This is a genomic window from Curtobacterium ammoniigenes NBRC 101786 (genome assembly GCF_001571045.1).
In the GTDB taxonomy this organism is placed as follows: Bacteria; Actinomycetota; Actinomycetes; order Actinomycetales; family Microbacteriaceae; genus Curtobacterium; species Curtobacterium ammoniigenes.
In genome coordinates this window covers 616,803-641,308 of sequence record NZ_BCSV01000002.1, presented here as the reverse complement: position 1 = coordinate 641,308, position 24,506 = coordinate 616,803, and the positions used below count along the sequence as shown (strand labels likewise).

Genomic DNA, 24,506 nt, shown 5'->3' with positions numbered 1-24,506 from the left:
TCCGTGCCTGATCTCGTGTCTGGTCTATGGTGGCCCGTTCTGGAGGCGGACCGGCGTGTCGACTATCCTGACTCGGTGGCCAAGCAGTCTCAGCCCTCCGCCCCCCAGGCGACATCCAATCGTACCGAACGGATCCTGGTGTACATGGTCGGCGCAATCATCGGGCTCTCCCTGCTGAGCTTCGCGATCACGATCGTGGGCTGGCTCACCATGCACCAACTGCCCGCCACCGGCATCTGGCCACTCGCGCTGACGCTGCCGCTGATCGGACTGCCGATCGGCATGGTCCTCATGATCGTGCTGTTCATCGTGGTCGGCATTCGCAAGAGCCGCGAGAATCGAGCGAACCGAGCAACCGCGGGCAAGTCCGCGCGCACCGGACGGCTGTCACGCTGATCGCCGCGCGGAACCGTGCGGGCCGATGACGACCGCAGCCTCCCTGGCGGCTCGACTGCGCAGCATGCCGCCGGACGACCTCGTCGACCTCGTCGTGCGCAGGCGCCTGCCGCAGAGCGCGTTCGCGGCCGGCCCGACCTCCGTCGCCGACCTGTTCGACCTCGCGGAACTGCTGCGGTCTGAGGCGTCGATCGACCGCGCGCTCGAATGGCTGCCGCGCGCCACGATTGCCGCGCTGCATCGCGCTGATCTCGCCTCACCGGACTTGGCGCCGGCCGTTGCGCTGGCGCTCGTCGGCGAGGATGGCGTCGACGATGCGGTGCTCGCCCGCGTGCGCAGCCGGCCGGAACTCGCTGTGGAGTCAGATCTGGCTGTGGAAAACCACTCTCAGGCGCGCGGCGACCGCCTGCGCACTGATATCCCGCAGGACGACGGCGAGCGTGCGTTCGCGATGCTCACAACGGTCGCGGAACTGCTCCGGAACACCGAGGCCGGCCGCGTTCGGGAGCTCGCGCGCGGAGGGATCGGGCTGCCGCTCGCTCGTCAGCTCGGCGAAGAACTCGGCGCAGATCCCGACGATGTGAGCGCCCTGCTCGACGTCGCTGCTGCCGCCGAACTCGTGGACGCGGCGGCCGTTCCGTGGTCGCTCACGGATGCCGGTCGCGCGTGGCTCGTCGCCCCGTGGCCTGAGCGCTGGGTGGAGCTTGTGACGCGGTGGTGGCGCGCACTCGCCGAACCGGTGCAGGACACGCTCCTCGCTTGCGGGGCCGACTGGAGGCACGTCGCAACAATCGGCGCACACCGCTATCCCGCGGGAGGAGCGCGGCTTCAGGAGCTCGTCGAACGGGCCGCGACGGACGCGAGACACCTCGCACTGCTTGCCACGGGCCTCCTGACCGAGGCGGGGCGCGTGATCGTCGGGGCGGCGGCGGGTCGCGGCGGCTCGTCCTCCACACGGGAGGCTGCACTCGCCTCCGCCACAGCCGTCCTGCCCCCCACCGTCCCGTCCGTCTATCTGCAGCACGATTTGACCGTGATCGCTCCTGGCCCCCTCAATCCCGCTGATGACGACGCCCTTCGACGCGTCGCCACGATCGAGTCCGCTGGGCTCGCGAACCGGTATCGACTGACGGACGACAGCGTGCGCGCTGCGCTGCGGTCCGGGCTCGACCACGACGCCATCGTCAGCACGCTGGAGCGCTTGAGCGCGACCGACGTCCCACAGCCGGTGCGCTACCTCGTCGATGCGGTCGCCGCGCGCGACGGGTCGATCGTCATCGACCACAACCCGGACGGGCGCGGCGCGCTCCTCCGCGGTGCCGCGGACCAGCTCGACCTTGTCGGCGTCGACGCGGAGCTCCGGCACCTGGGGTGGCAGCGCGTCGACCTTGAGACCCTCGCGACCCCGAGCCCAATCGAGGCGGTCGCCGCCCGGCTTGAGGCGCAGCGCTATCCAGCGGTCGTTGCTCGCACGGCTCGTGCGCACATCGGTGGGTCTGGAACCGACTCGCGGCGGCCGGCGCGATCCTCCACCGCCGTGCGGCCCGTCGATCCGCGCGCGCAGGCACGCGCCCTCGTCGACCGTCTGGAGGCTGCGGCTCAGCACGCGGACCGGCCCCCGGAACAAGAATGGCTCGGCCGCCAGATCGACCTCGCAGTGCGTGATCGATCGACGATCACACTCACGGTCGCGATGCCGGATGGCACGGAACGGCCGTTCACGATCGTGCCGACCGCGGTCGCCGGCGGCAGAGTGCGTGGTCGGGATATCCGGGCAGACGTTGAACGGACACTGCCGCTCTCGCTCGTGCTTCGTGTGGAGACACCGGAACCCACGGTCGGTGGCCCCAGTTAGGCTCAAACGAAATGAATGGCCCCCTCATCGTGCAGAGCGACCGCACGGTCCTGCTCGAGGTCGCGCATCCGCAGGCTGCCGACGCTCGCCATGAGCTTGCCGTGTTCGCAGAGCTCGAACGCGCACCCGAACACGTCCACACCTACCGCATCACGCGACTTGGTCTCTGGAACGCGCGTGCTGCCGGGCATGCCGCCGAGGCCATGATCGACACGCTCGAGCGGTACGCCAAGTTTCCGGTGCCGCAGAGCGTGTCCGTTGACATCCGCGACACGGTTGCCCGCTACGGCCGCCTGACGATCGAACGCGAAGATCGCGCGGACGCCCCCGCGATCGCGAACTCGCCGCAAGAAGCGCTCGAGCAACTCCCGACGCTCGTGCTGACCGCATCCGACCCCGCCCTGCTGGCCGAAGTCACGCGCTCAAAGCGGATCGCGCCGCTCCTCGGTGCACGCCGATCAGAGACCGCGATCGAGCTACTGCCGTGGGCCCGTGGCCAGATCAAGCAGGAGCTCGTCAAGATCGGTTGGCCCGCAGAAGACCTCGCCGGGTACACCCCGGGGCAACCGCACGACATCGCGCTCGACGAGTCGGAGTGGCATCTGCGCGATTACCAGCGCGCCGCCGTTGATTCGTTCTTCGCGCAAGGGTCCGGTGTCGTGGTGCTGCCCTGCGGCGCGGGCAAGACGCTCGTCGGCGCCGGGGCCATGGCCACCGCGAAGGCGACGACGCTCATCCTCGTGACGAACACGGTGTCCGCCCGGCAGTGGCGCGACGAACTCCTGCGCCGCACGTCACTGACGCCGGACGAGATCGGCGAGTACTCCGGCACGGTGAAAGAGATCCGACCGGTCACCATCGCGACGTACCAGATCCTCACCGCCAAGCGGAAGGGCGTGTACACGCACCTGTCCCTGCTCGACGCGCTCGACTGGGGGCTCATCGTCTACGACGAGGTGCACCTGCTGCCTGCCCCCGTGTTCAAGCTGACCGCGGATCTGCAGGCGCGCCGTCGACTCGGCCTCACCGCCACACTCGTGCGCGAGGACGGCCGAGAAGGCGACGTCTTCTCCCTCATCGGCCCGAAGCGCTTCGACGCCCCATGGAAAGAGATCGAAGCCCAGGGCTACATCTCCCCCGCCGCCTGCTACGAGGTTCGGATCGACCTCCCGCACAGCGATCGCCTCGAGTACGCCGCGTCGAGCGACGACGACCGATACCGCCTGGCGGCAACGTCGCCGGCGAAGACGCCGGTCGTTCGCGACCTGATCGCGAAGCACCCGGGCGAGCAGGTGCTCGTGATCGGCCAGTACATCGACCAGCTCGACGACCTCGCGGCGCAGCTGGATGCGCCGGAGATCACCGGTGCTACCCCGGTGGACGAGCGCGAACGGCTATACCAAGCGTTTCGAACCGGCGAGATCGACGTCCTCGTCGTGTCGAAGGTCGCGAACTTCTCGGTCGACCTCCCCGATGCCACCGTCGCGATCCAAGTCTCCGGATCGTTCGGTTCCCGTCAGGAGGAGGCGCAGCGGCTCGGCCGCCTGCTCCGCCCGAATAAAGACGGCGTTCCCGCGTCGTTCTACACGCTCGTCACGAGAGACACCGTCGACCAGGACTTCGCGCAGAACCGGCAGCGGTTCCTCGCCGAGCAGGGGTACGCGTACACGATTCTCGACGCGGACGCGCTCGCTGCCGCCTGAGCGACACCGACAGCCTCACTCCGCACCACAACGCGCTCGCGCCGCATGAGAACACCCGCAGGCACCCTCTTCCAAGCCCGCGCACCGTCCTCGCTGAGCAGGTGCACCGCCAACCAACTGGAGGTACACGGCGGGGCCGAGCCGCCCCTCCAGTCCGTATCCCGATTGTTCCCAGGCAACCCGTAGACAACCATCAGATACTGAGGTCATGACCGACGGACCCAAGATTCTCATCGTCGATGACGAGCCGAACATCCGCGACCTTCTCACCACTTCGCTTCGCTTTGCTGGCTTCGCGGTGCGCGCCGTCGGCAATGGGGCGCAGGCGATCTCCGCGGTGCTCGAGGAAGAGCCGGATCTCATCATCCTGGACGTCATGCTCCCCGACATGAACGGCTTCGGCGTGACCAAACGCCTCCGCTCCTCGGGCTACACGTCGCCCATCCTGTTCCTCACCGCGAAAGACGACACCGAGGACAAGATCACCGGCCTCACTGTCGGCGGCGATGACTACGTGACCAAACCGTTCTCGCTCGACGAGATCGTCGCCCGGATCAAGGCGATTCTCCGCCGCACGATGAACGACGAAGAAGACGCCGTCATCCGCGCCGGCGAGCTCATGATGGATCAGGACACGCATGAGGTCACGATCGGCGACGCGCAGATCGAACTCAGCCCGACCGAGTTCAAGCTGCTCCGTTACCTCATGCTGAACCCGAACCGCGTGCTGTCGAAGGCGCAGATCCTCGACCATGTGTGGGAGTACGACTTCAACGGCGATGCCGGCATCGTCGAGTCCTACATCTCCTACCTGCGTCGCAAGCTCGACCAGTACTCGGCGGAGCCGGTCATCCAGACGAAGCGCGGCTTCGGTTACATGCTGAAGGCGTCGAAGGCGTCCTGACCGGAGGCACAGCGCAGGTTCCCGCGTCCCGCTTCCCCAGCCCCCGCGTCCCCGCGTCCCCGCGTCCCCGCTGGGGATAACCCGCGCTTTTCCCGGAGGCCCCACGGCAGCACTCGCTCCCGCGGGGCCTCCGTCTATCGTTGACAACGCATGCACACACGACTCAGCCGCTGGTGGAACGGGATCTCCCTGCGCACCAAGATCACCGGGATCACCGTCCTCCTGGTGACCCTCGGGCTGCTCGTGGCGGGCCTCGGCACGATGACGGTGCTCGACACGTACCTGGTCGGGCAGTTGGACACGAGCGTGAAGAGCACCGCAACCTCGCTCGGTGTGCAGCCGCTGTCGAACGGCTCATGCAAGCCGACGGTCGCGGTCGAGAGCACGACGTACGTCGCCGTCGTTGCCGAAGGCGGCAAGATCGTCTGCCAGACCCCCGGGCAGCACCGACCCGATCTGAAGGGGCTCGATCTCAGCGAGCGGGTGCAGAGCGGCCAAGCGTTTGCGGTCTGGGATTCCACCCACGACCGCGAGTGGCGCGCCTACGCGGTGACGGTGACGCAGAGCGACCCGACGGGCACCACAGCCCCGGCCTCCTACACCATGCTTGTCGCGTTCTCGACGTCCGGAGCCGACGCCACGATCGCGCGCTTCACCGTCATCTTCCTCGGGTTCGGCATCTCCGTGATTCTGCTCGGCGCGATGCTGACGCGCCTGCTGGTCACGGCGACGTTCGATCCCCTGCGCGATGTGGAAGACACGGCGGCGCGTTTCGCGGCGGGCGATTACTCGCAGCGCCTTACCGACGACACACCGAACACGGAGGTCGGGCGGCTGAACCGGTCGTTGAACCAGATGCTGGAGCGGATCGACTCGGCGTTCGACGACCGTCAGCGCACGATCGAGCAGATGCGGCGCTTCGTCGGCGACGCGTCGCACGAGCTTCGAACGCCCCTCGTGTCACTGCGCGGCTATGCGGAGCTGTATCGCATGGGTGCGCTCCGCAAGGAGGAGGACGTCGCCCAGGCGATGGGCCGCATCGAGAAAGAGGCGCAGCGGATGGGCCTCCTCGTGCAGGATCTGCTGCAGTTGGCACGCATCGACGAGTCGAAGCCGCTGGATCTCGGGCCGGTGGACCTCGTCGCGATCGCCCGCGACTCCGCCCTGGACACGATGGCGTCGAACCCGGACCGCGAGATTCAGGTCCTCCTCGAAGACGCGATCACCGGTGTCGGTGTGCCGCAGCGCGTGTCCGCGTCCGAGCCGGAGCCGCGCCCCGCCTCCCCACTGTCAGCGAATACGACGGGTCCGATCGCGTTCGCCGGGCAGACGCTTGCGCGCCTTCGCGCACGCCGCAACCGCGCAATGAGCGTCGAGGGCGTCACCGACGCGAATCCGCCCACCACGCCGATGCCTGCGGTGATGCTGCCGGCACGGCCCCCGGTCGTCCTCGCGGAAGAGAACAAGGTCCGTCAGGTCGTGACGAACCTCATGGGCAATGCGATGCGGTTCACCGAGCACGACGCTCCGATCGAGATCGGCATCGGCGTCGACGAGGAGAACGACATGGCGCACCTCGACGTCATCGACCACGGCGAGGGCATTCCGCCGCAGCTCCGCGACAAGATCTTCCAGCGGTTCTGGCGGGCCGACACGTCCCGCGCACGCGATACGGGAGGCTCGGGGCTCGGCCTCGCGATCGTCTCCGGCATCGTCGCCGCCCACCGTGGGCGCGTCGAGGTGATTGACACGCCGGGCGGCGGAGCGACGTTCCGCGTGTGGTTGCCACTCGTGCCGAGGGGCTGGGAGGCCCCAGAGCCCACCGCGCCGTAGGCGGGAAGGGGCCGGAGGCCGTCGCGCCCGACGGGCGGCGCGCCCGAGCGGGGCGCGAAGTCGCGGCGCCGCTCTCGACACGCCGCTCACTTGTCGCCGAACCGCAAGAAGCCGCCTCCAACACGCGCCAAACCTGCGGAACCTGACTCAGCGCGGATCGCGGCCGACGTGTCGCCCGCATCCTCGTATCGCTGCCATCCCGCGCGTCCCACGCGTCCGCGTCTCGCCCGCCTCCCCGTGTGTCGCGCCCCGCGTCCCCGTGTCGCCCGCCTCCCCGTGGCGCGCCCCGAATCGAGGGCGACGTAGCGCACGCGTCCCCCCATTGCCCGCATCGCTCCTCACGGCGCCGAAGCCAGCAGCTCCCGGAGTCGCTGAATCACGTCGGCCGGGGACCGCGCGTCTTGCGCGGAGACGTGCAGGACGCGCCACCCCTCCGCGACGAACTCGTTCGACCGCTTTCGGTCGCGCTCCCAAGCCGCCCGCGAGAGGTAGTGGTAACTCCCGTCGTACTCAAGACCGACGCGAGAGGCGGGCCAGAGCATGTCAACCCTCCCGAGGAACGCCCCGCGCCGATCGAGCACGTCGATGTTGAGTTCCGGCTCGGGTATGCCCGCCCGGACAAGCAGGAGACGCAATTTCGTCTCCATCGGCGACTCGGCGCCCGCCCGCACAGAGGCCAAGGCGCGACGCGCCAGCGCAGACTGAACAGCGCCCGGCCGAATTGCCGCTCGCAGGTCGTCGCAGGTAGCAGGTCCGCCCTCCCGCACGAGATAGTCGCCCGCAATAACGAGGTCGTCATGCGTGAGCGTTCGGCGAGCTTCGAACCAGGCGAGCGAAGGCGTGCTGCATTGCACCCCATCGACCGTCATTGATCCCACATCCGAGGTGACTCGCCCGATGACGCCTCGACGCCGCAGCGGTGCAACGCCGCCCCAACTCACCACATTGACGAGAGCCTCCGCGCGCTGCAGCTCTTCCGGGAGAGGAGCGCCGAGGAGGAGCAGCGCGGAAGTGCCGCTGACTCGCTGATGCCGACCGAGAACGAGCCCGACGGAGAGCACGCGCGTCTTGCCTGAATGTGCAAAGCTCCGCGCGACCCTGACCCCGGCGACCGGCGCGTAAAGGTCTGTCGCCGATAATCGCGCCTCGGGAACACCTGCGGCGAGTGCGTCGCGCACGAGGAACGGCCGGTATCGAAATTCGGCGGGGAGGTTCGAAAGGCCGCGTCCCATACACCGACACTCGCGGATCTCGACTCCGAGTGACGGGCGACGAGCGAGTTCGGTTCGATACGACCCTCGTGGCCATGCTGTGGAGGACGCACGTTCCCGATGGCTGGACCACGAGCGCCCCCGACACGCAGGATGCGTGGCACCGGACCACGACGTTCTGCCCGCAACACGCGCCCAAGCGCAGGAACCCCACCACCGGCCGAACCTGAGCGGCGCGGCGCGTGCAAAGGCGGACGCTGCCGAGGGCAGCGCCCCTTCCGACACGCCGGATGCGCGGCACCGGACCACGACGTTCTGCCCGCAACACGCGCCCAAGCGCAGGAACCCCACCACCGGCCGAACCTGAGCGGCGCGGCGCGTTCGAAAGCGGAAGCTGCCGACGGCAGCGTGCCCTCACGACACGCCGGATGCGTGGCACCGGACAGCGACGTTCTGCCCGCAACACGCGCCAGAGCGCAGGAACCTCACCACCGGACGAACCTGAGCGGCGCGGCGCCACAACCTGACCAGCTGAACCTGAACGAACCCGAGCAACCCGGCGCCGACCGCGCAACGCGGAAGGGCCCCCGCACGCCGAAGCGTACGAGGGCCCTCGAACTTCCGAAGGGGAAGCAGCAGTCAGGACTTAGAAGTCCATGCCACCGGTCGGGTCGCCGGCCGGAGCGGCCGCGGCCTTCTCGGGCTTGTCCGCGACGACCGCTTCGGTCGTGAGGAACAGGCCCGCGATGGAGGCGGCGTTCTGCAGCGCGGAGCGCGTCACCTTGGCGGGGTCGATGATGCCGGCGGCGATCAGGTCGACGTACTCGCCGGTCGCGGCGTTGAGGCCGTGGCCGGCCTCGAGCTCGCGCACCTTCGCGGCGACAACGCCGGGCTCCATGCCCGCGTTGAGGGCGATCTGCTTGAGCGGCGCGTCGATCGCGACGCGAACGATGTTCGCACCGGTCGCCTCGTCACCCTCGAGCTGCAGCCCGTCGAGCGCGGTCTTGCCCGCCTGGATCAGGGCGACGCCACCACCGGCGACGATGCCCTCTTCGACGGCTGCCTTCGCGTTGCGGACGGCGTCCTCGATGCGGTGCTTGCGCTCCTTGAGCTCGACCTCGGTCGCGGCACCGGCCTTGATGACGGCAACGCCGCCGGCGAGCTTGGCGAGGCGCTCCTGGAGCTTCTCGCGGTCGTAGTCGGAGTCGGTCGCCTCGATCTCGGCGCGGATCTGGCGCACGCGGCCGGCGATCTGCTCGCTGTCGCCGGCACCCTCGACGATCGTGGTCTCGTCCTTGTTGATGACGACCTTGCGGGCACGACCGAGCAGGTCGAGCGTCGCGTTCTCGAGCTTGAGGCCGACCTCCTCGGAGATGACCTGACCACCCGTGAGGATGGCGATGTCCTGGAGCATGGCCTTGCGGCGGTCACCGAAGCCCGGGGCCTTGACGGCGACGGACTTGAAGATGCCGCGGATCTTGTTGACGACCAGGGTGGCCAGCGCCTCCCCGTCGACGTCCTCGGCGATGATGAGGAGCTGCTTGCCGGCCTGGATCACCTTGTCGACGATCGGGAGCAGGTCCTTGATGTTCGAGATCTTCGAGTTGACGATCAGGATGTACGGGTCCTCGAAGACAGCCTCCTGGCGCTCCGGGTCCGTGACGAAGTACTGCGAGAGGTAGCCCTTGTCGAAGCGCATACCCTCGGTCAGCTCGAGCTCGGTGCCGAACGTGTTCGACTCCTCGACGGTGACGACGCCTTCCTTGCCGACCTTGTCGATCGCCTCGGCGATGAGCTCACCAATGGTGGTGTCGGCGGCCGAGATCGACGCAGTCGCGGCAATCTGGTCCTTCGTCTCGATCTCCTTGGCGTTGTCGAGCAGCGCCTGCGAAACCGCGGCAACAGCCTTCTCGATACCGCGCTTCAGCGAGATCGGGTCAGCGCCGGCGGCGACGTTGCGGAGGCCCTCACGAACGAGCGCCTGGGCGAGCACCGTCGCGGTGGTCGTACCGTCACCGGCGACGTCGTCGGTCTTCTTAGCGACCTCCTTGACGAGCTCGGCACCGATCTTCTCGTACGGGTCGTCGAGCTCGATCTCCTTGGCGATGGAGACACCGTCGTTCGTGATGGTGGGGGCGCCCCACTTCTTCTCGAGAACGACGTTACGGCCGCGCGGGCCGAGCGTCACCTTCACGGCGTCGGCCAGCGTGTTCAGGCCGCGCTCGAGGCCACGGCGGGCCTCCTCGTCGAAAGCAATGATCTTAGCCATGTGAGTTTCTCGTCCCTCCCGGACGTCGTCATGGTCGCGGTGGTCAGGTCCGGAACCTGAGGCCCGAACCGTCTAGCACTCAGCGCGAGCGAGTGCCAAGTGCGATTCTGGCACTCGCACCGGGAGAGTGCAACCTCGCCCCGATGACGTGTTGACGACCACCGGCACTCGTTGGCTGTGGAGGGATGAAACGCCGAGACGCGCGATCCGAAGATCGCGCGTCTCGTGTCAGATCTGCCTGGAGGCGCTTCTCGCCCTACGCGGGTCGGACCGCCTCCGCCTGTGGTCCCTTCGAACCGGTTCCGACGTCGAACGTCACTGCCTGTCCCTCTTCGAGGACCTTGTATCCCGTCATATCGATGGCGGAGTAATGGACGAACACGTCTTGCCCTCCGCCTTCGACGGTGATGAATCCGTATCCCTTTTCGGCGTTGAACCACTTGACCGTGCCGTTGGCCATTGCTCTTGCTCCCTGCGGTGCTGCTTCATACTGGCGGCAGGCCCAGGTGTCGCTCCCGCCGGGTCGTTCCATTTCCCGGGAGTCGTCACGCGTACAGAGTTCCGTCGGTTTCGATCGCTGGGCTGACCTATTGCGATCGTAATGAGAAGCCCGCCAAGAGCAAGACCGAGCAACCGAATTCATACGCCAATAGCGGTATCTCAATGTGCTCGAAACATGGCCGCAACATAGCGCGCCGATTCCCGACTTGAGCATGGGGTCATGCGTTCCGGGAACACAGCGTCACTCGCCCCGCGAGCACGGGGTCGACACCACGCGAGCATGAGGTAGCCCGCCACGAGCAACGGTCGTCACACCGCGACCGCGGGCGCCGTCGCTGCCGTGCTCGATGCCGGAACGGCGGACGCTGCGCTATCGTGCACGCTGCCCTGCCGATGCCGATGCCGATACCGATACCGATACCGATACCGATACCGATACCGACGCCGATACCGAAGCCGAAGCCGAGGGCAAACAGAAGCCGAGGAGGCTTAGTAGTCGCTGCCCAGGACCACGGTGATTGCGGAATTCGGGAACGCGCTCGACGCCTGCACGGAGGCGATGCCGAGGGTCTTCGCAACGCCGTTCGCGACCGCAAGGTCGCTGGCGTCTTTGTAGTAGACGACCGAGGTCGTGGTGCCGGTTGACCCGGCGTTCCCTTCGCCCGCGACTTTCCACCCTGCAGCGATGAGTGCCGCGCCACCCTTGGCCGCGAGCCCGGTGATGCGCGTCCCGTTGAGCACTTCGATGGTGTTGGCTGCCGTTTGCTGCGACGGCGTCGCGGTGGCCGGTGCGCTCGGAGTGGCGCTTGGGCTGCTCGCCTGGGCAGATGCGGACGCGCTCGCTGTGCCGCTCGCCGATGCGCTCGCTGACGCTCCGGGGCCGCCTGAGGCGCCGGCCGATGTGATCCCGCTGTTCAACCCGCTGAGACCGCCCATGATCACGATCGCCAACGCCGCAACGACCGCTGTTGCGAGGGCGGCCCAACCGAATGCCGCCCAGCCGCGACCTTTGCGCGCGCTGCTTCGGTGCGCGCCGACGCGCGGGCCGTCCGTGACGTCATCGAATCGGTCTCGGGGAAATCTCGTCATGACGCTTTCTCTGGTCGTTCGGGGTGCCCGGGGACATCGCGTCGTGCGATCGCATCGACCCGTGATCGGCGGATGCGCTGGAGTCGCTTGACGAGTTGCGGATCGTGCGCCAGTGCAGCAGGCGAGTCGATGACTCTCCCGAGAACCTGGTAGTACCGCGCCGGGGACATCCCGAATTCGAGTCGGATTGCGACCTCTTTATTGCGGTCGTGACGGGCCCGGTCGTGCTCGAACGCGAGGATGTGCCGGTCGAGGTCCGACAGTTCCCCTTCGGTTCGATTGCGTTGCACTGCGGTCCGTTCGTTCCTGAGGTTGCAGAAGTCCGAGCTTGCACAAGACGCCTGGGGCGACTCGATGTCCGCGACTGGGAGTCGCGGTGGTGCACATAGTAAGGGCGGCCGCGCGCCGCTCCCTGGCATGCTCCTGGCAGGTCGGAATTCCTGCTGTGGACAGCCCTCCTCTCCACAGCGGTGGGCCTCACGGTTGAGCGAACCAGTGGATGCGAGTGCCATAGGGATCCGTGCTTCCAATCGGATTCCCATCAACGGCAAGCGTCGCGAACGCTCGGTCTGCAGGCACGGCTGCCGCGTGGTTCGTCGGCAGCCGGGACGCGATGTCGACGAGCGCCCCAGTGCGCTCCAGCGAGATCCAGTGCACGCCGCGGTCTGCGATCGCGTCGACGAACGCTTGCCTCTCGCGTCCCGGCACGTATACGAGCGTTCCCGCGGTGACGACGACCGGCGTGCAGTTCTCGGGCAGCTGCGCGAGCGCGCGATCGAGGTCGTGTTGCACGGTGCCGGTGATCAGCGTCGGCGGATCTGCAAGGAGCACGCTCGCGGCTGACCGCATGAGTGCGACGCGCTCCACTGCCTCCGGCGGCACGCTCCATGCCAGCGCGCTGAACGCAGCGGGGTCCCGCAGGTCGATCGGAGACGGGTCGAGGCCGACGCGCGCTACGAGACGGAACGGAGGAACAGCCTCCGGAGTCACGCCCGTCGTGACCGCAGTGAGCGGGAGCGTCGCCGCCGCGGCGGACGCAAAGCCGGCGGTGCCACAGGCTTCAGTAAGCCCACGGGTTCCGACTCGGTCCGCCGGAAGCGGCGACGCAATCCGTACCGGACGACCGCAACTGTCGCCCTCTGGCACGAAGTCGAGGACGACCCGGTCGGGGATCAGCGTCAGCCCGGCGCTCGCGCCGATCTCGACGAGGCCGATTGGCGCGGCCGATCGCGCCGCGATGGCACCGATCACTGGAACGATCGGTGCCATCCGACGCGGGTCATTCGTCTGCATCGTCGACGCTGCAAGCCGACGCGCGAAGGCGGCACCGTGATCGACGACGAGGCTGCGGAATCCATCAGGGTCGAACGGGTCCGCCCCGAGCGATCGCGCGACCGCGAACGCGAGTTCGGGCTGCCGCTTCGTCGGCGGCACGGTGTCGAGGACCGTCTCGATCTCGGGGTCGACGCGCGCAGCCCAGGCCGCATAGGTCGGCGATACACCCGCGATCCGCGCGGCGTAGGTCCGATACCGATCGCCGGTGTCGTCCTCGCGTGGCCGGGGGCGGCTGTCCGGGGCGCTCAGCGGGCGCCCTCCTCAACCTTGTTGGAGCGGGGGTCCTGCGCAGCGGTCTGCCCGGCCCGATACATGCCGCGATGGCGGATCCCGGCCTCGTCGTACGACTCGCCGAACGGCACGAACCCGGAGGCCGCATACAGTCCGGCGACGTATTCCTGCGCGTGCAGCACCATCGGTTCGCTCCCGTGCCGACCGAGCACCGCGGTGACGAGCCCATGTGCAAGTCCGCGGCCGCGAAACGCCGGATCTGTCGCGACTCGGCCGATCACCCAGCGGGGCGGCAGAGCGTCCGGCGGGTGCACTTCGTCCGGCGCCGGCCGAAGCAGTCGCAGGTATGCACGGACGCCGCCATCCTCATCGGGCATCCACCAGTGCTCCGTCTCGTCCGCACGATCGCGACCGTCGAAGTCCTCCGCCTCGACACGCTGCTCGAGCGCGAAGACGCGGTTGCGAAGACGCACGATCTCGTACAGCTCGTCGGTCGTGAGTTCAACCCAGCGAGCGCACCGGATACGCGCGTCGGCGCGCTGGGTGGAATGGTCCGGCACCTTCGTGAGTTTAATGGTCAGGGCTCCCCGGCCACGCGCCCGGGAACAACCCCGCTCCGGCCGCAACCCAGCGCGCCGGACCAACGGTCGACCAGGAGGATGACATGGCGTACAAGGTGGAGAAGTCGGACGCGGAGTGGCGCGAGCAGCTCGGTGCCGAGCAGTACGCGGTGCTCCGGCAGGCCGCGACCGAGCGTCCGTGGACCGGCGAGCTCCTCGACGAGGAGCGCGCTGGGATCTACACGTGTGCAGCCTGCGGGGCTGAACTCTTCAAGAGCGGCACCAAGTTCGACTCCGGATGCGGATGGCCCTCGTTCTACGAGTCGGTTCGCCCGGAGGCCGTCCAGCTGATCGAGGATCGCTCGCTCGGCATGGTTCGCACCGAGGTGCGCTGCGCGAACTGCGGCTCGCACCTGGGCCACGTGTTCCCGGACGGATTCGGCACGCCGACCGGCGACCGCTACTGCATGAACTCGATCTCGCTGAACTTCGCGCCCGAGGGATCCGCCGAGTAGCCAAGGCGACGCCGCCGGCCCCGCGCCCTGCCGCAGCAAAGGCTGAGCACCGGCGTGACCCGTCAAGGCGCCCCGGTAGGATGACGACGGTGCCGGCGTGGCGCAATTGGTAGCGCACCCGACTTGTAATCGGGCGGTTACGGGTTCAAGTCCCGTCGCCGGCTCGCACACGAACGAAGGCCCTGGGAAGTCCCAGGGCCTTCGTCGCGTTTCCGGCACCAGCAACGGCTCAGCACGAACCGCCCGAGCGCATCGCTCAGCGGCCGCCCGTGATCAACCGGTTCCGCTGTGCCCGGCCGGCGGTGCCGTACGGGTATTCGTCGATGCGCGGCGCGCTCGCCTCGCCGAGTCGCTTGAGCTCGCTGTCCTCGAGCCGCAGGTCCGCAGCGCCGAGGTTGTCCTGCAGCTGCTCGACCATACGAGCCCCGAGGATCACACTCGTCACCGCGGGCTGGGCGAGCAGCCACGCAAGGGAGACCTGCGCGGCGGAGACGCCATGCGCCTCCGCGACGTCGGTGACCACTTCGAGAACGGCCCAGGTGCGCTCGTCGGAGTTCCGAGCCTCCCACGCTTCCATGCCCCGCTTCGGGTTCTCACCGAGCCGGGTCGCGCCCGTGGGCGCTTGGTCGCGCTGGTACTTGCCGGACAGCCAGCCGCCCGCGAGTGGTGACCAGGGCAGCAGCCCGATGTTCGCGTCGAGGCAAGCGGGCACGATCTCGTGCTCGATGTCACGAACGAGCAGGTTGTACTGCGGCTGCAACGTGACCGGGGGCGCCCAGTGGTTCGCGCGCGCCTCGTACACGGCCTTCGTGATCTGGTAGCCGAGATAGTTCGAGAACCCGTATGCGCCGATCTTGCCCGCACTGACTGCGTCGTCGAGGAAGCGAAGCGTCTCGTCGAGCGGAGTCAACGCGTCCCACGCGTGCATCTGGTAGAGGTCGATGTAGTCGACGCCGAGTCGCTTCAGGGATGCGTCAAGGGCAGTCCGCAGGTGTCGGCGCGACAGGCCCAGATCATTCGGGCCTTCACCGCGCGGGAACCGGCCCTTCGTCGCGATGACGACCTGCTCCGCCTCCGTCGGGTGATCGCGGAGCCAGTTGCCGATGATCACCTCGGACTGTCCGTTCGAGTACACGTCCGCCGTGTCGAGGAACGTTCCGCCCGCGGCGAGGAACGCGTCGATGATCTCGTGCGACGTGGCCTCATCGGCTTCGCTGCCGAACGTCATTGTGCCGAGCGTCAGCGAAGAGACGACGGCGCCGCTATTGCCAAGAAGTCTGTATTCCATGAGTCGGACGGTATACCGACTGCGCTGGACTCGGCGCAGGTGCGTCCGGATTACCCGCAGGGCTGCCCGAGCCCACGCAACCGAACGCTTCAGCGGGTCGCGTCGAAGAAGGCGATCGCCGCCTCCCGGAACGGCCGTGAGGTCGGCGCGTTGAAGTGGTTGCGCCCCGGGATCTCGAAGAAACGCGCATGCGGCGCGGCAGCCGCGAGACGCTGAGACGCGGCGAGGATCCCGTCCTCACTTCCGGCAGCCATGAGCAGCGGCTGCGCCGGCGCATTGGCGGGGGTGGGCTCGATGCTGTTCCGCATCCCCTCGACCATGGTGATGAGGGCGCGCAGATCGTTGCCCTCGACGCCTGCAGCCATCTGGAGGTAGCCGTTCGTGACGCGGTCCTCCACGGGAGTGCCATCGGCGACGTACGCCTTCGCCTCGTCCACGCGGATGCGCCGCATTGGGTCCGCGTCGGGGATGCCGCCGAACACGGCGCGCGTAATCCGGTCCGGGAGCCGCTCCGCGGTGTGCCATCCAACCCGGGCTCCGAGCGAGTAGCCGAGGTACGCGACATCGTCGAGCAGGTACGCGTCGATCACGGCGGTGACATCGGCGACGAGCGCGTCCATCGTGTACGCGTCGGGCGTGTAGGGCTTGTCGGAGTGCCCGTGCCCGCGCTGGTCGAGCGCGATCACGCGGTATCCCGCTCGCGTCAGATCCCGCGTCCAGCCGGAGGCATGCCAGTTCAGCAGCGCGCCTGAGGCGAAGCCGTGCACGGCCACCACCGTGGGCGCATCGGGGTCACCGAACTCGTATGTGGCAATGCGGAGTCCGTCGGGCGCCATCACGACTCGCGGCGCCGGCGCGAGGGGCAGAAGGGCCATGGCCCCTGAGCGTAGCGGTGGTTGAGTGGCCCCCGTGGATGGTTACACGGCCGATCAGATCCGTGCCGCCGAGGCGCCGCACCTCGCCGCGGGCGAGCCGCTGATGCAGCGCGCCGCCGATGGTCTCGCCCGCATTGCCGAGCGGCTCCTTGCCGCGGGCGGCGCGCCTCCTCCTGGTCGCGTCCTTCTGCTCGTCGGCAGCGGCAACAATGGCGGCGACACGCTCTACGCCGGTGAACGCCTGGCCCGCGCCGGGAGGCTCGTCACGATCATCCGCACCGGCTCCCGCATCCACACGGCCGGTCTGGAGGCTGCCCTCGCCGCCGGCGCGCGCCTCCACCCGGTGTCCGCCACAGCAGCCGACCCGGACGCGGTGCGCGCTGCCGTCACGCACGTGGCCGCCTCCGCCGATCTCGTGCTCGACGGCATGCTCGGTATCGGCATCACCGGGTCGACCGCCCTCCGCGGTGCCGCTCGCGCCGCGGTTGAGGGGGTGCGGGAGGCACAGCGGCACCGGGAAGCTGGAGGGGGCGACGAAGCCGGACGGCTCTCGGCGGCTCAGCGACGTCGAGGAGGGCCGGTCGTCGTCGCGGTCGACGTGCCGAGCGGGATCGACGCCGATACCGGCGCCGCGGACGACTCCGTCCTGCAGGCGGATGTCACGGTGACGTTCGGCGGCATGAAAGCGGGCCTGCTCCGCGAGCCCGCGGCGTCACTCTCCGGCCACGTCGAGCTCGTCGATGTCGGCATCGGTGCCGATCTGCCGAGCTCGGCCAACTAGCCTTCTCCCCCGAATGGGTGTTACATGTCCTTGGCGGTCGATGGCGACCGCACGGGGCCCGGGATCGGGTCGCCCGTCTTCACTACGGATCGTCCGGCACGTACCTGCCGGTGAAGAAAGGATGAACGCTCATGGCGTCCGTCACCTATGACAAGGCAACCCGCCTCTACCCCGGAGGCACCCGCCCCGCGGTCGACGCACTCGACCTCCAGGTCGCCGACGGCGAGTTCCTGGTGCTCGTCGGCCCGTCGGGTTGTGGAAAGTCCACCTCGCTGCGCATGCTCGCCGGCCTCGAAGAGGTCAACACGGGCAACATCCTCATCGGCGACCGCGATGTCACGGACATCCCGCCGAAGGACCGCGACATCGCGATGGTGTTCCAGAACTACGCGCTCTACCCGCACATGACCGTCGCGGAGAACATGGGCTTCGCCCTGAAGATCGCCGGCGTCGGCAAGGAAGAGCGCGCGCAGCGCGTGCTCGAGGCCGCCAAGCTCCTCGACCTCGAGGAGTACCTGGGCCGCAAGCCGAAGGCGCTCTCGGGTGGTCAGCGTCAGCGTGTCGCGATGGGCCGAGCGATCGTCCGTCAGCCGCAGGTGTTCCTCATGGACGAGCCGCTGTCGAACCTCGACGCGAAGCTTCGCGTTCAGACTCGCACCCAGATCGCGTCGCTGCAGCGTCGTCTCGGCGTCACCACCGTCTACGTCACGCACGACCAGACCGAGGCACTGACCATGGGCGACCGCATCGCGGTCCTCAAGGACGGCGTCCTCCAGCAGGTCGGCACCCCGCGCGACCTGTACGAGAAGCCGAACAACGTCTTCGTCGCCGGCTTCATCGGTTCGCCGGCCATGAACCTGTTCCCGGCCGACGTCGTCGAGGGCGGCATCCGCCTGGGCAACATGAGCCACGCGATCGAGCGCGACACCATCGCGAATGCTCGCGCGAACCGGGTCACCGTCGGCCTCCGTCCCGAGGACGCGATCGTCTCGACCACCGGCGAGGGGCTCGAGGTCGTCGTCGACGTCGTCGAGGAACTCGGCGCCGACGGATACCTGTACGGCCACACGGACATCGACAACCAGCGTGTCGACATCGTGGCCCGCGTCGACGGCCGCCGCCACCCCTCGATCGGCGACACCGTCTACGTGACCCCGAAGACCGGTCACGTGCACGTGTTCGACACTGAGTCCGGCGAGCGCCTGTCGAACAACTCGGTCGTCAGCGCGTAAGCGGCGACTCGACCCACTTCGAGAGCCCGCCTTCCGTCTCCTCAGGAGCGGGGGGCGGGCTCCCCTCGTTCTCCGCTGGAAAGGACTTGTCGTGCCTGACTCCATGTCCATCACGGCTGCGACCGTCGACCCGGGCCTCCTCGACCTGCCCTGGGATCTGCCGCTCGACGAGTGGCCCGATGACACGATCGCCGCGCTCCCGAAGGGCATCTCGCGGCACCTTGTGCGCTTCGTGCATCTCAGCGGCTATGTGGTCGCCGTGAAGGAGACCAGCGAGGAGCTCGCTCGCAGCGAGTACGACATGCTCCGGACGCTGCAGCGTCTCGATGTGCCGTGCGTCGACCCGCTCGCGGTGATCACGAATCGCGTCGGCCGCGATGGGGAGGCGCTCCAACCTGTCCTCGTCACCCGTCACCTCCGCTTCTCCCTCCCGTATCGCGCGCTGTACTCGCAGACCCTGCGGCCGGACACGGCCACACGGCTGGTGGATGCGCTTGCGGTGCTGCTGGTGCGACTCCACATCATCGGGTTCTTTTGGGGCGACGTCTCGCTGTCGAACACGTTGTTCCGCCGCGACGCGGGTGCATTCGCCGCCTATCTGGTGGATGCGGAGACCGGCAAGCTCTACCCGGGCGGCCTCTCGAACGGTCAGCGTGAGAATGACCTCGAGATCGCTCGGGTCAACATCGCCGGCGAATTGCTCGATCTGGAGGCGGGTGGTCGCCTTGACGAGAACGCCGACCCCGTCGACGTGTCGAATGGGATCGTCGCGCAATACCGCACCCTCTGGGGTGAGTTGACGGGAACCGAGCAGTTCGCGGCGGCTGAGCGGTGGCGCATCAACGACCGCGTCGAACGTCTCAACGACCTCGGGTTCGACATCGAGGAGCTGTCGATCAAGACCGCGGAGGGTGGCACGCAGGTGCGGATCACGCCGAAGGTCGTCGACGCGGGCCACCATCAGCGTCGGCTGCTGCGGCTGACCGGAATCGATGCGGGCGAGAATCAGGCGCGGCGTCTCCTCAACGACCTGGACGCGTATCGCGCGCGGAACGGTCGAGATGAACTCGACGAGGAGATGGTCGCGCACGAGTGGGTCTCGCGTGTCTTCGAACCCGTCGTCCGGGCAATTCCACGCGACCTCCGGGGGCGCTTGGAGCCGGCGGAGGTGTTCCACGAACTGCTCGAGCATCGATGGTTCATGTCGCAGCAGGAGCAGCGATCTGTTTCACTGCCGGAAGCCACGACGGCGTACATCAATGACGTGCTCCGTCACCGCCGTGACGAGCGCACGCTCATCAATCCGCCCACGAGCAGTCTCGCGTTACCGATCGAAACGGACGGCGTGCCGGTCTCTCCGGAGGACGCCGAGGACTGGCGCGCAAACGTCTGACCGTTACGGTTCCCTCATGACAGACGGTAGCGCCCAGGAGCACGATGCATCGAGGCCACTGACGCGAGCCCGCTGGCAGCGACTCACGCAATGGCCGCTCGCCGCCGCAGCGGCGATTTTCCTGGCGGCCTATTCGCTCGAGGTGCTCGCGGACCTGCGTGGCGCGGCCAACAGCGTCGCTGAGATTGCGATCAACGTGACCTGGGGCATGTTCGTCGTGGATTACGTCGTCCAGCTCGCGACCGCCCGGCGACGCGGTCGCTGGTTCATGATGCACATTCCGGACCTCGCCGCGATCGCGCTGCCGGTGCTCCGACCGTTGCGCCTGCTGCGGCTGGTGCAGCTGCTTCGGATTCTTCAGCGCACGACCGGGGCCGCCGTGCGGGGACGGGTGACCGTCTATGTGGTGGTGACGACGGGCCTCCTGGTGTATGTGGCGGCGCTGGCAATGCTCGATGTTGAGCGCCACGCGCCGCATGCGACGATCACATCGTTCGGCGACGCCCTCTGGTGGGCGGTGGTGACGATCACGACCGTCGGGTACGGCGATATGACGCCGGTGACGACCGCAGGGCGGTTCATTGCGGTAGGTGTGATGATCGGCGGCATCGCGTTGCTCGGCGTGGTGACTGCGACGATCGCGAGTTGGATCATCGAGCAGGTTGGCCGCCGTGACGCCAGTAGTCAGGCCGCGACGCGCAAGGAGATCGAGGAGCTCACGGCCGAGGTACGGTCCTTGCGGGACGAGTTGCGTCGTACCGACGGTCGGGTCGGCGCTGCGGCCGAGCAGCCCGACGGCTCTGGCAGTTAGCCCCGCCGACGCCGCGCGATCTCCCAGAGGGTGACGCTCGCGGCGATGCCGGCGTTCAGCGACTCGGTCGCTGAGGTGATGGGGATCGACACGATGGCGTCGCAGGTGTCGGTGACCAGTCGGCTGAGGCCCTTGCCCTCGCTTCCGACGACGATGACCACCGGACGGTCGGCGAGTTGCAGATCGTCGAGCATCACATCTCCGCCCCCGTCGAGTCCGAGGACGAACAAGCCTCGAGCCTGCAGTGCCGTGAGCGTCTGCGTGAGGTTCGGTGCCATGGCGACAGGCAGCCGCGCGGCCGCTCCGGCGGAGGTCTTCCAGGCTGCCGAGGTGACGCCGACGGACCGGCGCTGCGGGACGATCACCCCGTGACCGCCGAACGCGGCGGTCGAGCGGATGATCGCGCCGAGGTTCCGCGGATCGGTGATGCCGTCGAGCGCGACGATGAGCGGCACCTCACCGGCGCGCTCGGCCCGGTCGACCAGGTCGTCGGGATGCGCGTACTCGTACGGCGGAACCTTGAGCGCGACGCCCTGGTGCACCGAATCGGGTCCGGTCAGCCGGTCGAGCTCCGGCCGCATGATCTCCATGATCGGCACGCCCCGGTGGTTGGCGAGCGCGAGGATCTCCTTCACGCGATCGTCGACTTCAATCCGTGCCGCGACGTACAGTGCGGTCGATGGAACACGGGTCCGGAGCGCTTCGAGCACGGAGTTGCGGCCGGTCACGAGTTCCGAGTCATCGCCGCGCCGCTGCGCGGGACGGGAGGAGCGCTGCTGCGGGCCGCTCGCTGCACCGTGCCGGTTCCGCGCCGCCTGGTAGCGCTCCTGCGCGGCCTTCCGCTTGCCGGCCGGGTGGTACGGGCGGTCCTCGGCCTTCGGCGTCGGCCCGTGGCCTTCCAGTGCCTGGCGTCCCTGCCCACCGGAGCCGACCTGTTTGTTGCCCTTCCGGCCGCTGCGAACCGCGCCCGGGCGGCCCTTTCGATTGCCCGAGACGTTTTTCATGCGATGCTCCAACGGGTTCCGGTGGCGGTGTCTTCGATGGCGATCCCCGCTGCCGCGAGGTCGTCGCGCACGCGGTCGGCACGTGCGTAGTCGCGAGCGGTGCGCGCGGCCGCCCGCTCGTCGAGGAGCCGCTCGACGAGCTGGGCGAGCGGACCCGACGCGGTGTCGTCCGCGCCGGTCGCCCAGTGCTCAGCGCGGGGATCGATCCCGAGCACCTCGGCCATTGCGGTGGCGTGCTGGTACGCGCTGCCGAGCGTCGTCGTGTCGTCGGCATCGAGCGCAGCGTTGCCCGCGCGGACGGTGTCGTGCAGCACGGCGAGCGCCTGCGGTGTGCCGAGATCGTCGTCCATCGCCGCCGCGAACGCGGCCGGGACCGCCGGCGCCTCGACGATCGGCACGCCAGCGAGCCGCTCGGCCGCGCGATCGAGGAATCCAGCGATCCGATCGAACGCCGCCTCGGCCTCCGCCAGTGAGCCGTGGTGGTGATCGATCGTCGACCGGTAGTGCGCCGAGACGAGGAAGTACCGGACCACGATCGGTCGGGTGCGGCCGAGAACATCGGCCGCGAAGATGGAGTTGCCGAGCGACTTGGACATCTTCTGGCCATCGACCGTGACAAGGCCGTTGTGTAGCCAGTGCGTGGCGAACGGGTCGCCGGCTGCCGCGGACTGCGCGAGCTCGTTCTCGTGGTGCGGGAAGCGCAGGTCGAGCCCGCCGCCGTGGATGTCGAACGCCGGCCCCAGGTACCGACGCGACATCGCGGAGCACTCGATGTGCCAGCCGGGGCGTCCCGGGCCCCATGGCGAGTTCCACGCGGCGGTCTCTGGTTCGTCCGGCTTCGCGCCCTTCCACAGGGCGAAGTCACGCGGGTCGCGCTTGCCGCGTGGGTCGGCATCGGCGGCGTCGACCATGTCGTCTCGGCGCTGCCGCGTCAACGCACCGTAGGTCGGCCAGCTGGCCGTGTCGAAGTACACGTCACCGGAGTCGTCGGACGCGGCGTAGGCGTGCCCGCGCTCGATGAGGCGCGCGATGAGCTCCTGCATCTGAGGGATGCTGCCGGTCGCCCGCGGCTCGTAGGTCGGCGGGAGGATCCCGAGCGCGCGGTACGCGGCCGAGAACTCCTGCTCCACCCGGTAGGCGCGCGCCCACCACGGTTCGTCGGTCTGCCCGGCGAGGTCGAGCACCTTGTCGTCGATGTCGGTGACGTTGCGCACGAGCGTCACGTGCAACCCGCGATGCGCGAGCCATCGGCGCCACACGTCATAGACGAGCGCGGAGCGGAGGTGACCGATATGCGGTGACGACTGCACGGTGGGTCCGCAGACGTACATGCTGACGTGTCCGGGCACGAGCGGTACGAAGTCGACGATCCCGGCGATGCGGGAGTCGTAGAGGCGGATGGTCACGGTTCCAGCCTAGGCGACGCGCAGAACGTCGATCAGGGCGAAGGTGCCGCTTGGTGATCGCCGCCTCGGTAACGGGGGCTGTGCAGGAGATGTCAGCGCCGGAGGACCGCTGTTGCGATCGCCGCGAGCCCTTCCCCGCGGCCCGTGAAGCCGAGCCCGTCCGTGGTCGTCGCGCTGACGGCGACGGGGCAGTCGAGCGCAGCAGCGAGCGCGTCCTGCATCGCCGGGCGGCGGGCCCCGATACGCGGCCGCTTTCCGATGATCTGCACGGTGACACGGCCAACGCGGAGGCCATGCTCGGCGAGGCGTTCCGCGGCACCCGCGAGAAAGACGGCACCCGATGCGCCCGCGAACCGCGGATCGTCCGTGCCGAACACGCCGCCGATGTCGCCGAGACCCGCTGCGGACAGCATGGCGTCGACAATCGCGTGGGAGACGGCGTCACCGTCGCTGTGCCCCGCAAGACCGGGCTCGCCGTCGAATGCGAGGAGTCCGAGTCGGCAGGGCTGCGCCGCATCGAAGGCGTGGACGTCGATCCCTATCCCGAACAGCGGAACCTGATCGTCGACGGCGGCAGCGACCGCCGCGCGATCGCGCACAATCGCTTCGGCACGGCGCAGATCCCAGGCGGTCGTGATCTTCAGCGCGTCGGCATCGCCGGGAACGAATCGAACCTCGCCGCCGGCCGCCTGGAACACGCCCGCGTCGTCGGTCTCCGATCGCGTCGCCACGGCATACGCCTGCCGAAGCGCCGCAACCGGGAAACCTTGCGGCGTCTGCACGCCAACGAGCGCGCTCCGGTCGACAGTCTCGAGCACGAGATCATCCGCGATCCGCTTCACGGTGTCGGTGACGGGGAGCGCCGGGATGACCCCGCACCCATCACGCTCGACCGCGGCGAACACGGTCTCGAACTGCGCCGTCGGCGTCAGGCAGCGGGCGGCGTCGTGCACGAGGACCGTCGCGACCGACTGCGGGAGCGCACGCAACCCGGCCTCAACGGACGCATGGCGATCCGCGCCTCCCGGGACGACCGCCGTGTACGGGGCCGCGGGCCCCGCGACGCGCGTCACGAGCGACTGCGTCTCCGCGAGCCGGTCCGGAGGCGCCACCACCGCCACGAACGTCGGCGCAGCCAGCGCGAAGATCGCCTCGAGCGCCCGTTCAAGCATCACCACGCCGGCGACTGGCACAAGCGCTTTTGCCGTGCCCATGCCGAGACGAGTCCCGGACCCCGCGGCAACGACAACGACCGCACGGCTCACCGGATGGGCGAGCGGTGCGGTCGTGCGAAGCGACTCCGACACCGGCGGT

At 68.6% G+C, this 24,506-nt stretch carries 22 protein-coding genes and 1 tRNA gene; 11 read left to right on the top strand and 12 right to left on the bottom strand.

All coding sequences use genetic code 11. From position 1 onward, the window contains the following. The first annotated feature begins 75 nt into the window (after positions 1-75). The 5 genes from CAM01S_RS06855 (at position 76) to CAM01S_RS06835 (ending at position 6,691) form a co-directional block, all read left to right on the top strand. A complete protein-coding gene (locus tag CAM01S_RS06855) occupies positions 76-396 on the top strand; it encodes a hypothetical protein (protein WP_157071453.1) in 321 nt (106 codons plus the stop codon). Between the two features lie 25 nt (positions 397-421). Then, the gene (locus tag CAM01S_RS06850) at positions 422-2,251 is read left to right on the top strand and encodes a helicase-associated domain-containing protein (RefSeq protein ID WP_066518260.1); all 1,830 of its coding nucleotides are present in this window, start codon (positions 422-424) and stop codon (positions 2,249-2,251) included. A gap of 11 nt (positions 2,252-2,262) precedes the next feature. Further along, positions 2,263-3,954 (top strand): DNA repair helicase XPB, encoded by a 1,692-nt coding sequence (locus CAM01S_RS06845; protein ID WP_066518256.1) that lies wholly within the window; start codon positions 2,263-2,265, stop codon positions 3,952-3,954. A gap of 208 nt (positions 3,955-4,162) precedes the next feature. Then, on the top strand, positions 4,163-4,858 hold the full coding sequence (locus tag CAM01S_RS06840; protein ID WP_066518248.1) for a response regulator transcription factor: 696 nt from the start codon (positions 4,163-4,165) through the stop codon (positions 4,856-4,858). Positions 4,859-5,008: 150 nt separating this feature from the next. After that, positions 5,009-6,691, top strand: a complete 1,683-nt coding sequence (locus tag CAM01S_RS06835) for a sensor histidine kinase (RefSeq protein ID WP_066518245.1) — start codon at positions 5,009-5,011, stop codon at positions 6,689-6,691. A gap of 338 nt (positions 6,692-7,029) precedes the next feature. On the opposite strand, the gene CAM01S_RS06830 is transcribed toward CAM01S_RS06835, so the two are convergent. The 7 genes from CAM01S_RS06830 to CAM01S_RS06795 all read right to left on the bottom strand — a co-directional run bounded on the left by CAM01S_RS06830 (position 7,030) and on the right by CAM01S_RS06795 (position 13,887). Then, positions 7,030-7,923, bottom strand: coding sequence for an endonuclease domain-containing protein (locus CAM01S_RS06830; protein WP_066518236.1), 894 nt, complete (start codon positions 7,921-7,923; stop codon positions 7,030-7,032). A gap of 625 nt (positions 7,924-8,548) precedes the next feature. Then, positions 8,549-10,171 carry a chaperonin GroEL gene (gene groL / locus CAM01S_RS06820; RefSeq protein ID WP_066518230.1) on the bottom strand — a complete coding sequence of 541 codons (1,623 nt, stop codon included), beginning with the start codon at positions 10,169-10,171 and terminating at the stop codon, positions 8,549-8,551. Between the two features lie 256 nt (positions 10,172-10,427). After that, positions 10,428-10,631, bottom strand: coding sequence for a cold-shock protein (locus CAM01S_RS06815; RefSeq protein ID WP_066518227.1), 204 nt, complete (start codon positions 10,629-10,631; stop codon positions 10,428-10,430). Between the two features lie 530 nt (positions 10,632-11,161). Further along, positions 11,162-11,761, bottom strand: coding sequence for a LytR C-terminal domain-containing protein (locus CAM01S_RS06810; RefSeq protein ID WP_066518223.1), 600 nt, complete (start codon positions 11,759-11,761; stop codon positions 11,162-11,164). After that, positions 11,758-12,051 (bottom strand): DUF3263 domain-containing protein, encoded by a 294-nt coding sequence (locus tag CAM01S_RS06805; protein ID WP_245631558.1) that lies wholly within the window; start codon positions 12,049-12,051, stop codon positions 11,758-11,760. The genes CAM01S_RS06810 and CAM01S_RS06805 overlap by 4 nt, the downstream gene beginning before the upstream one ends. Positions 12,052-12,238: 187 nt before the next feature. Beyond that, positions 12,239-13,345: a DUF2332 family protein gene (locus CAM01S_RS06800; protein ID WP_083527809.1), complete on the bottom strand. Its 1,107-nt coding sequence runs from the start codon at positions 13,343-13,345 to the stop codon at positions 12,239-12,241. Further along, positions 13,342-13,887: a GNAT family N-acetyltransferase gene (locus CAM01S_RS06795; protein ID WP_217999721.1), complete on the bottom strand. Its 546-nt coding sequence runs from the start codon at positions 13,885-13,887 to the stop codon at positions 13,342-13,344. The genes CAM01S_RS06800 and CAM01S_RS06795 overlap by 4 nt, the downstream gene beginning before the upstream one ends. A gap of 104 nt (positions 13,888-13,991) precedes the next feature. On the opposite strand from CAM01S_RS06795, the gene msrB reads away from it, so the two are divergent. Next, on the top strand, positions 13,992-14,402 hold the full coding sequence (gene msrB / locus CAM01S_RS06790; protein WP_066518209.1) for a peptide-methionine (R)-S-oxide reductase MsrB: 411 nt from the start codon (positions 13,992-13,994) through the stop codon (positions 14,400-14,402). A gap of 91 nt (positions 14,403-14,493) precedes the next feature. Next, a tRNA-Thr gene (locus CAM01S_RS06785) sits at positions 14,494-14,566 on the top strand. Between the two features lie 92 nt (positions 14,567-14,658). Here CAM01S_RS06785 and CAM01S_RS06780 read toward each other — a convergent pair. Beyond that, entirely contained in the window at positions 14,659-15,690 is a 1,032-nt protein-coding gene (locus CAM01S_RS06780; RefSeq protein ID WP_066518204.1) for an aldo/keto reductase, read from the bottom strand. A gap of 89 nt (positions 15,691-15,779) precedes the next feature. Continuing rightward, a complete protein-coding gene (locus tag CAM01S_RS06775) occupies positions 15,780-16,565 on the bottom strand; it encodes an alpha/beta fold hydrolase (RefSeq protein ID WP_066518196.1) in 786 nt (261 codons plus the stop codon). Between the two features lie 34 nt (positions 16,566-16,599). Here CAM01S_RS06775 and CAM01S_RS06770 point away from each other — a divergent pair, with 34 nt between their 5' ends. From CAM01S_RS06770 to CAM01S_RS06755, 4 genes are all read left to right on the top strand, one after another. Further along, entirely contained in the window at positions 16,600-17,346 is a 747-nt protein-coding gene (locus CAM01S_RS06770) for an NAD(P)H-hydrate epimerase (RefSeq protein WP_245631557.1), read from the top strand. Between the two features lie 131 nt (positions 17,347-17,477). Beyond that, on the top strand, positions 17,478-18,578 hold the full coding sequence (locus tag CAM01S_RS06765) for an ABC transporter ATP-binding protein (protein WP_066518186.1): 1,101 nt from the start codon (positions 17,478-17,480) through the stop codon (positions 18,576-18,578). A gap of 91 nt (positions 18,579-18,669) precedes the next feature. Continuing rightward, on the top strand, positions 18,670-19,971 hold the full coding sequence (locus tag CAM01S_RS06760) for a DUF4032 domain-containing protein (protein WP_157071452.1): 1,302 nt from the start codon (positions 18,670-18,672) through the stop codon (positions 19,969-19,971). Between the two features lie 16 nt (positions 19,972-19,987). After that, positions 19,988-20,782: a potassium channel family protein gene (locus tag CAM01S_RS06755; RefSeq protein ID WP_066518173.1), complete on the top strand. Its 795-nt coding sequence runs from the start codon at positions 19,988-19,990 to the stop codon at positions 20,780-20,782. Here CAM01S_RS06755 and rlmB read toward each other — a convergent pair. The 3 genes from rlmB to CAM01S_RS06740 all read right to left on the bottom strand — a co-directional run bounded on the left by rlmB (position 20,779) and on the right by CAM01S_RS06740 (position 24,499). After that, positions 20,779-21,786 carry a 23S rRNA (guanosine(2251)-2'-O)-methyltransferase RlmB gene (gene rlmB / locus CAM01S_RS06750; protein ID WP_066518163.1) on the bottom strand — a complete coding sequence of 336 codons (1,008 nt, stop codon included), beginning with the start codon at positions 21,784-21,786 and terminating at the stop codon, positions 20,779-20,781. The two genes, CAM01S_RS06755 and rlmB, sit on opposite strands and share 4 nt — an antisense overlap. Next, complete coding sequence (gene cysS / locus CAM01S_RS06745) at positions 21,783-23,192, bottom strand: cysteine--tRNA ligase (RefSeq protein ID WP_066518160.1); 1,410 nt, start codon at positions 23,190-23,192, stop codon at positions 21,783-21,785. Before cysS ends, rlmB begins: the two co-directional genes overlap by 4 nt. A gap of 92 nt (positions 23,193-23,284) precedes the next feature. Next, complete coding sequence (locus CAM01S_RS06740; RefSeq protein ID WP_066518158.1) at positions 23,285-24,499, bottom strand: bifunctional 2-C-methyl-D-erythritol 4-phosphate cytidylyltransferase/2-C-methyl-D-erythritol 2,4-cyclodiphosphate synthase; 1,215 nt, start codon at positions 24,497-24,499, stop codon at positions 23,285-23,287. Positions 24,500-24,506: the final 7 nt, after the last annotated feature.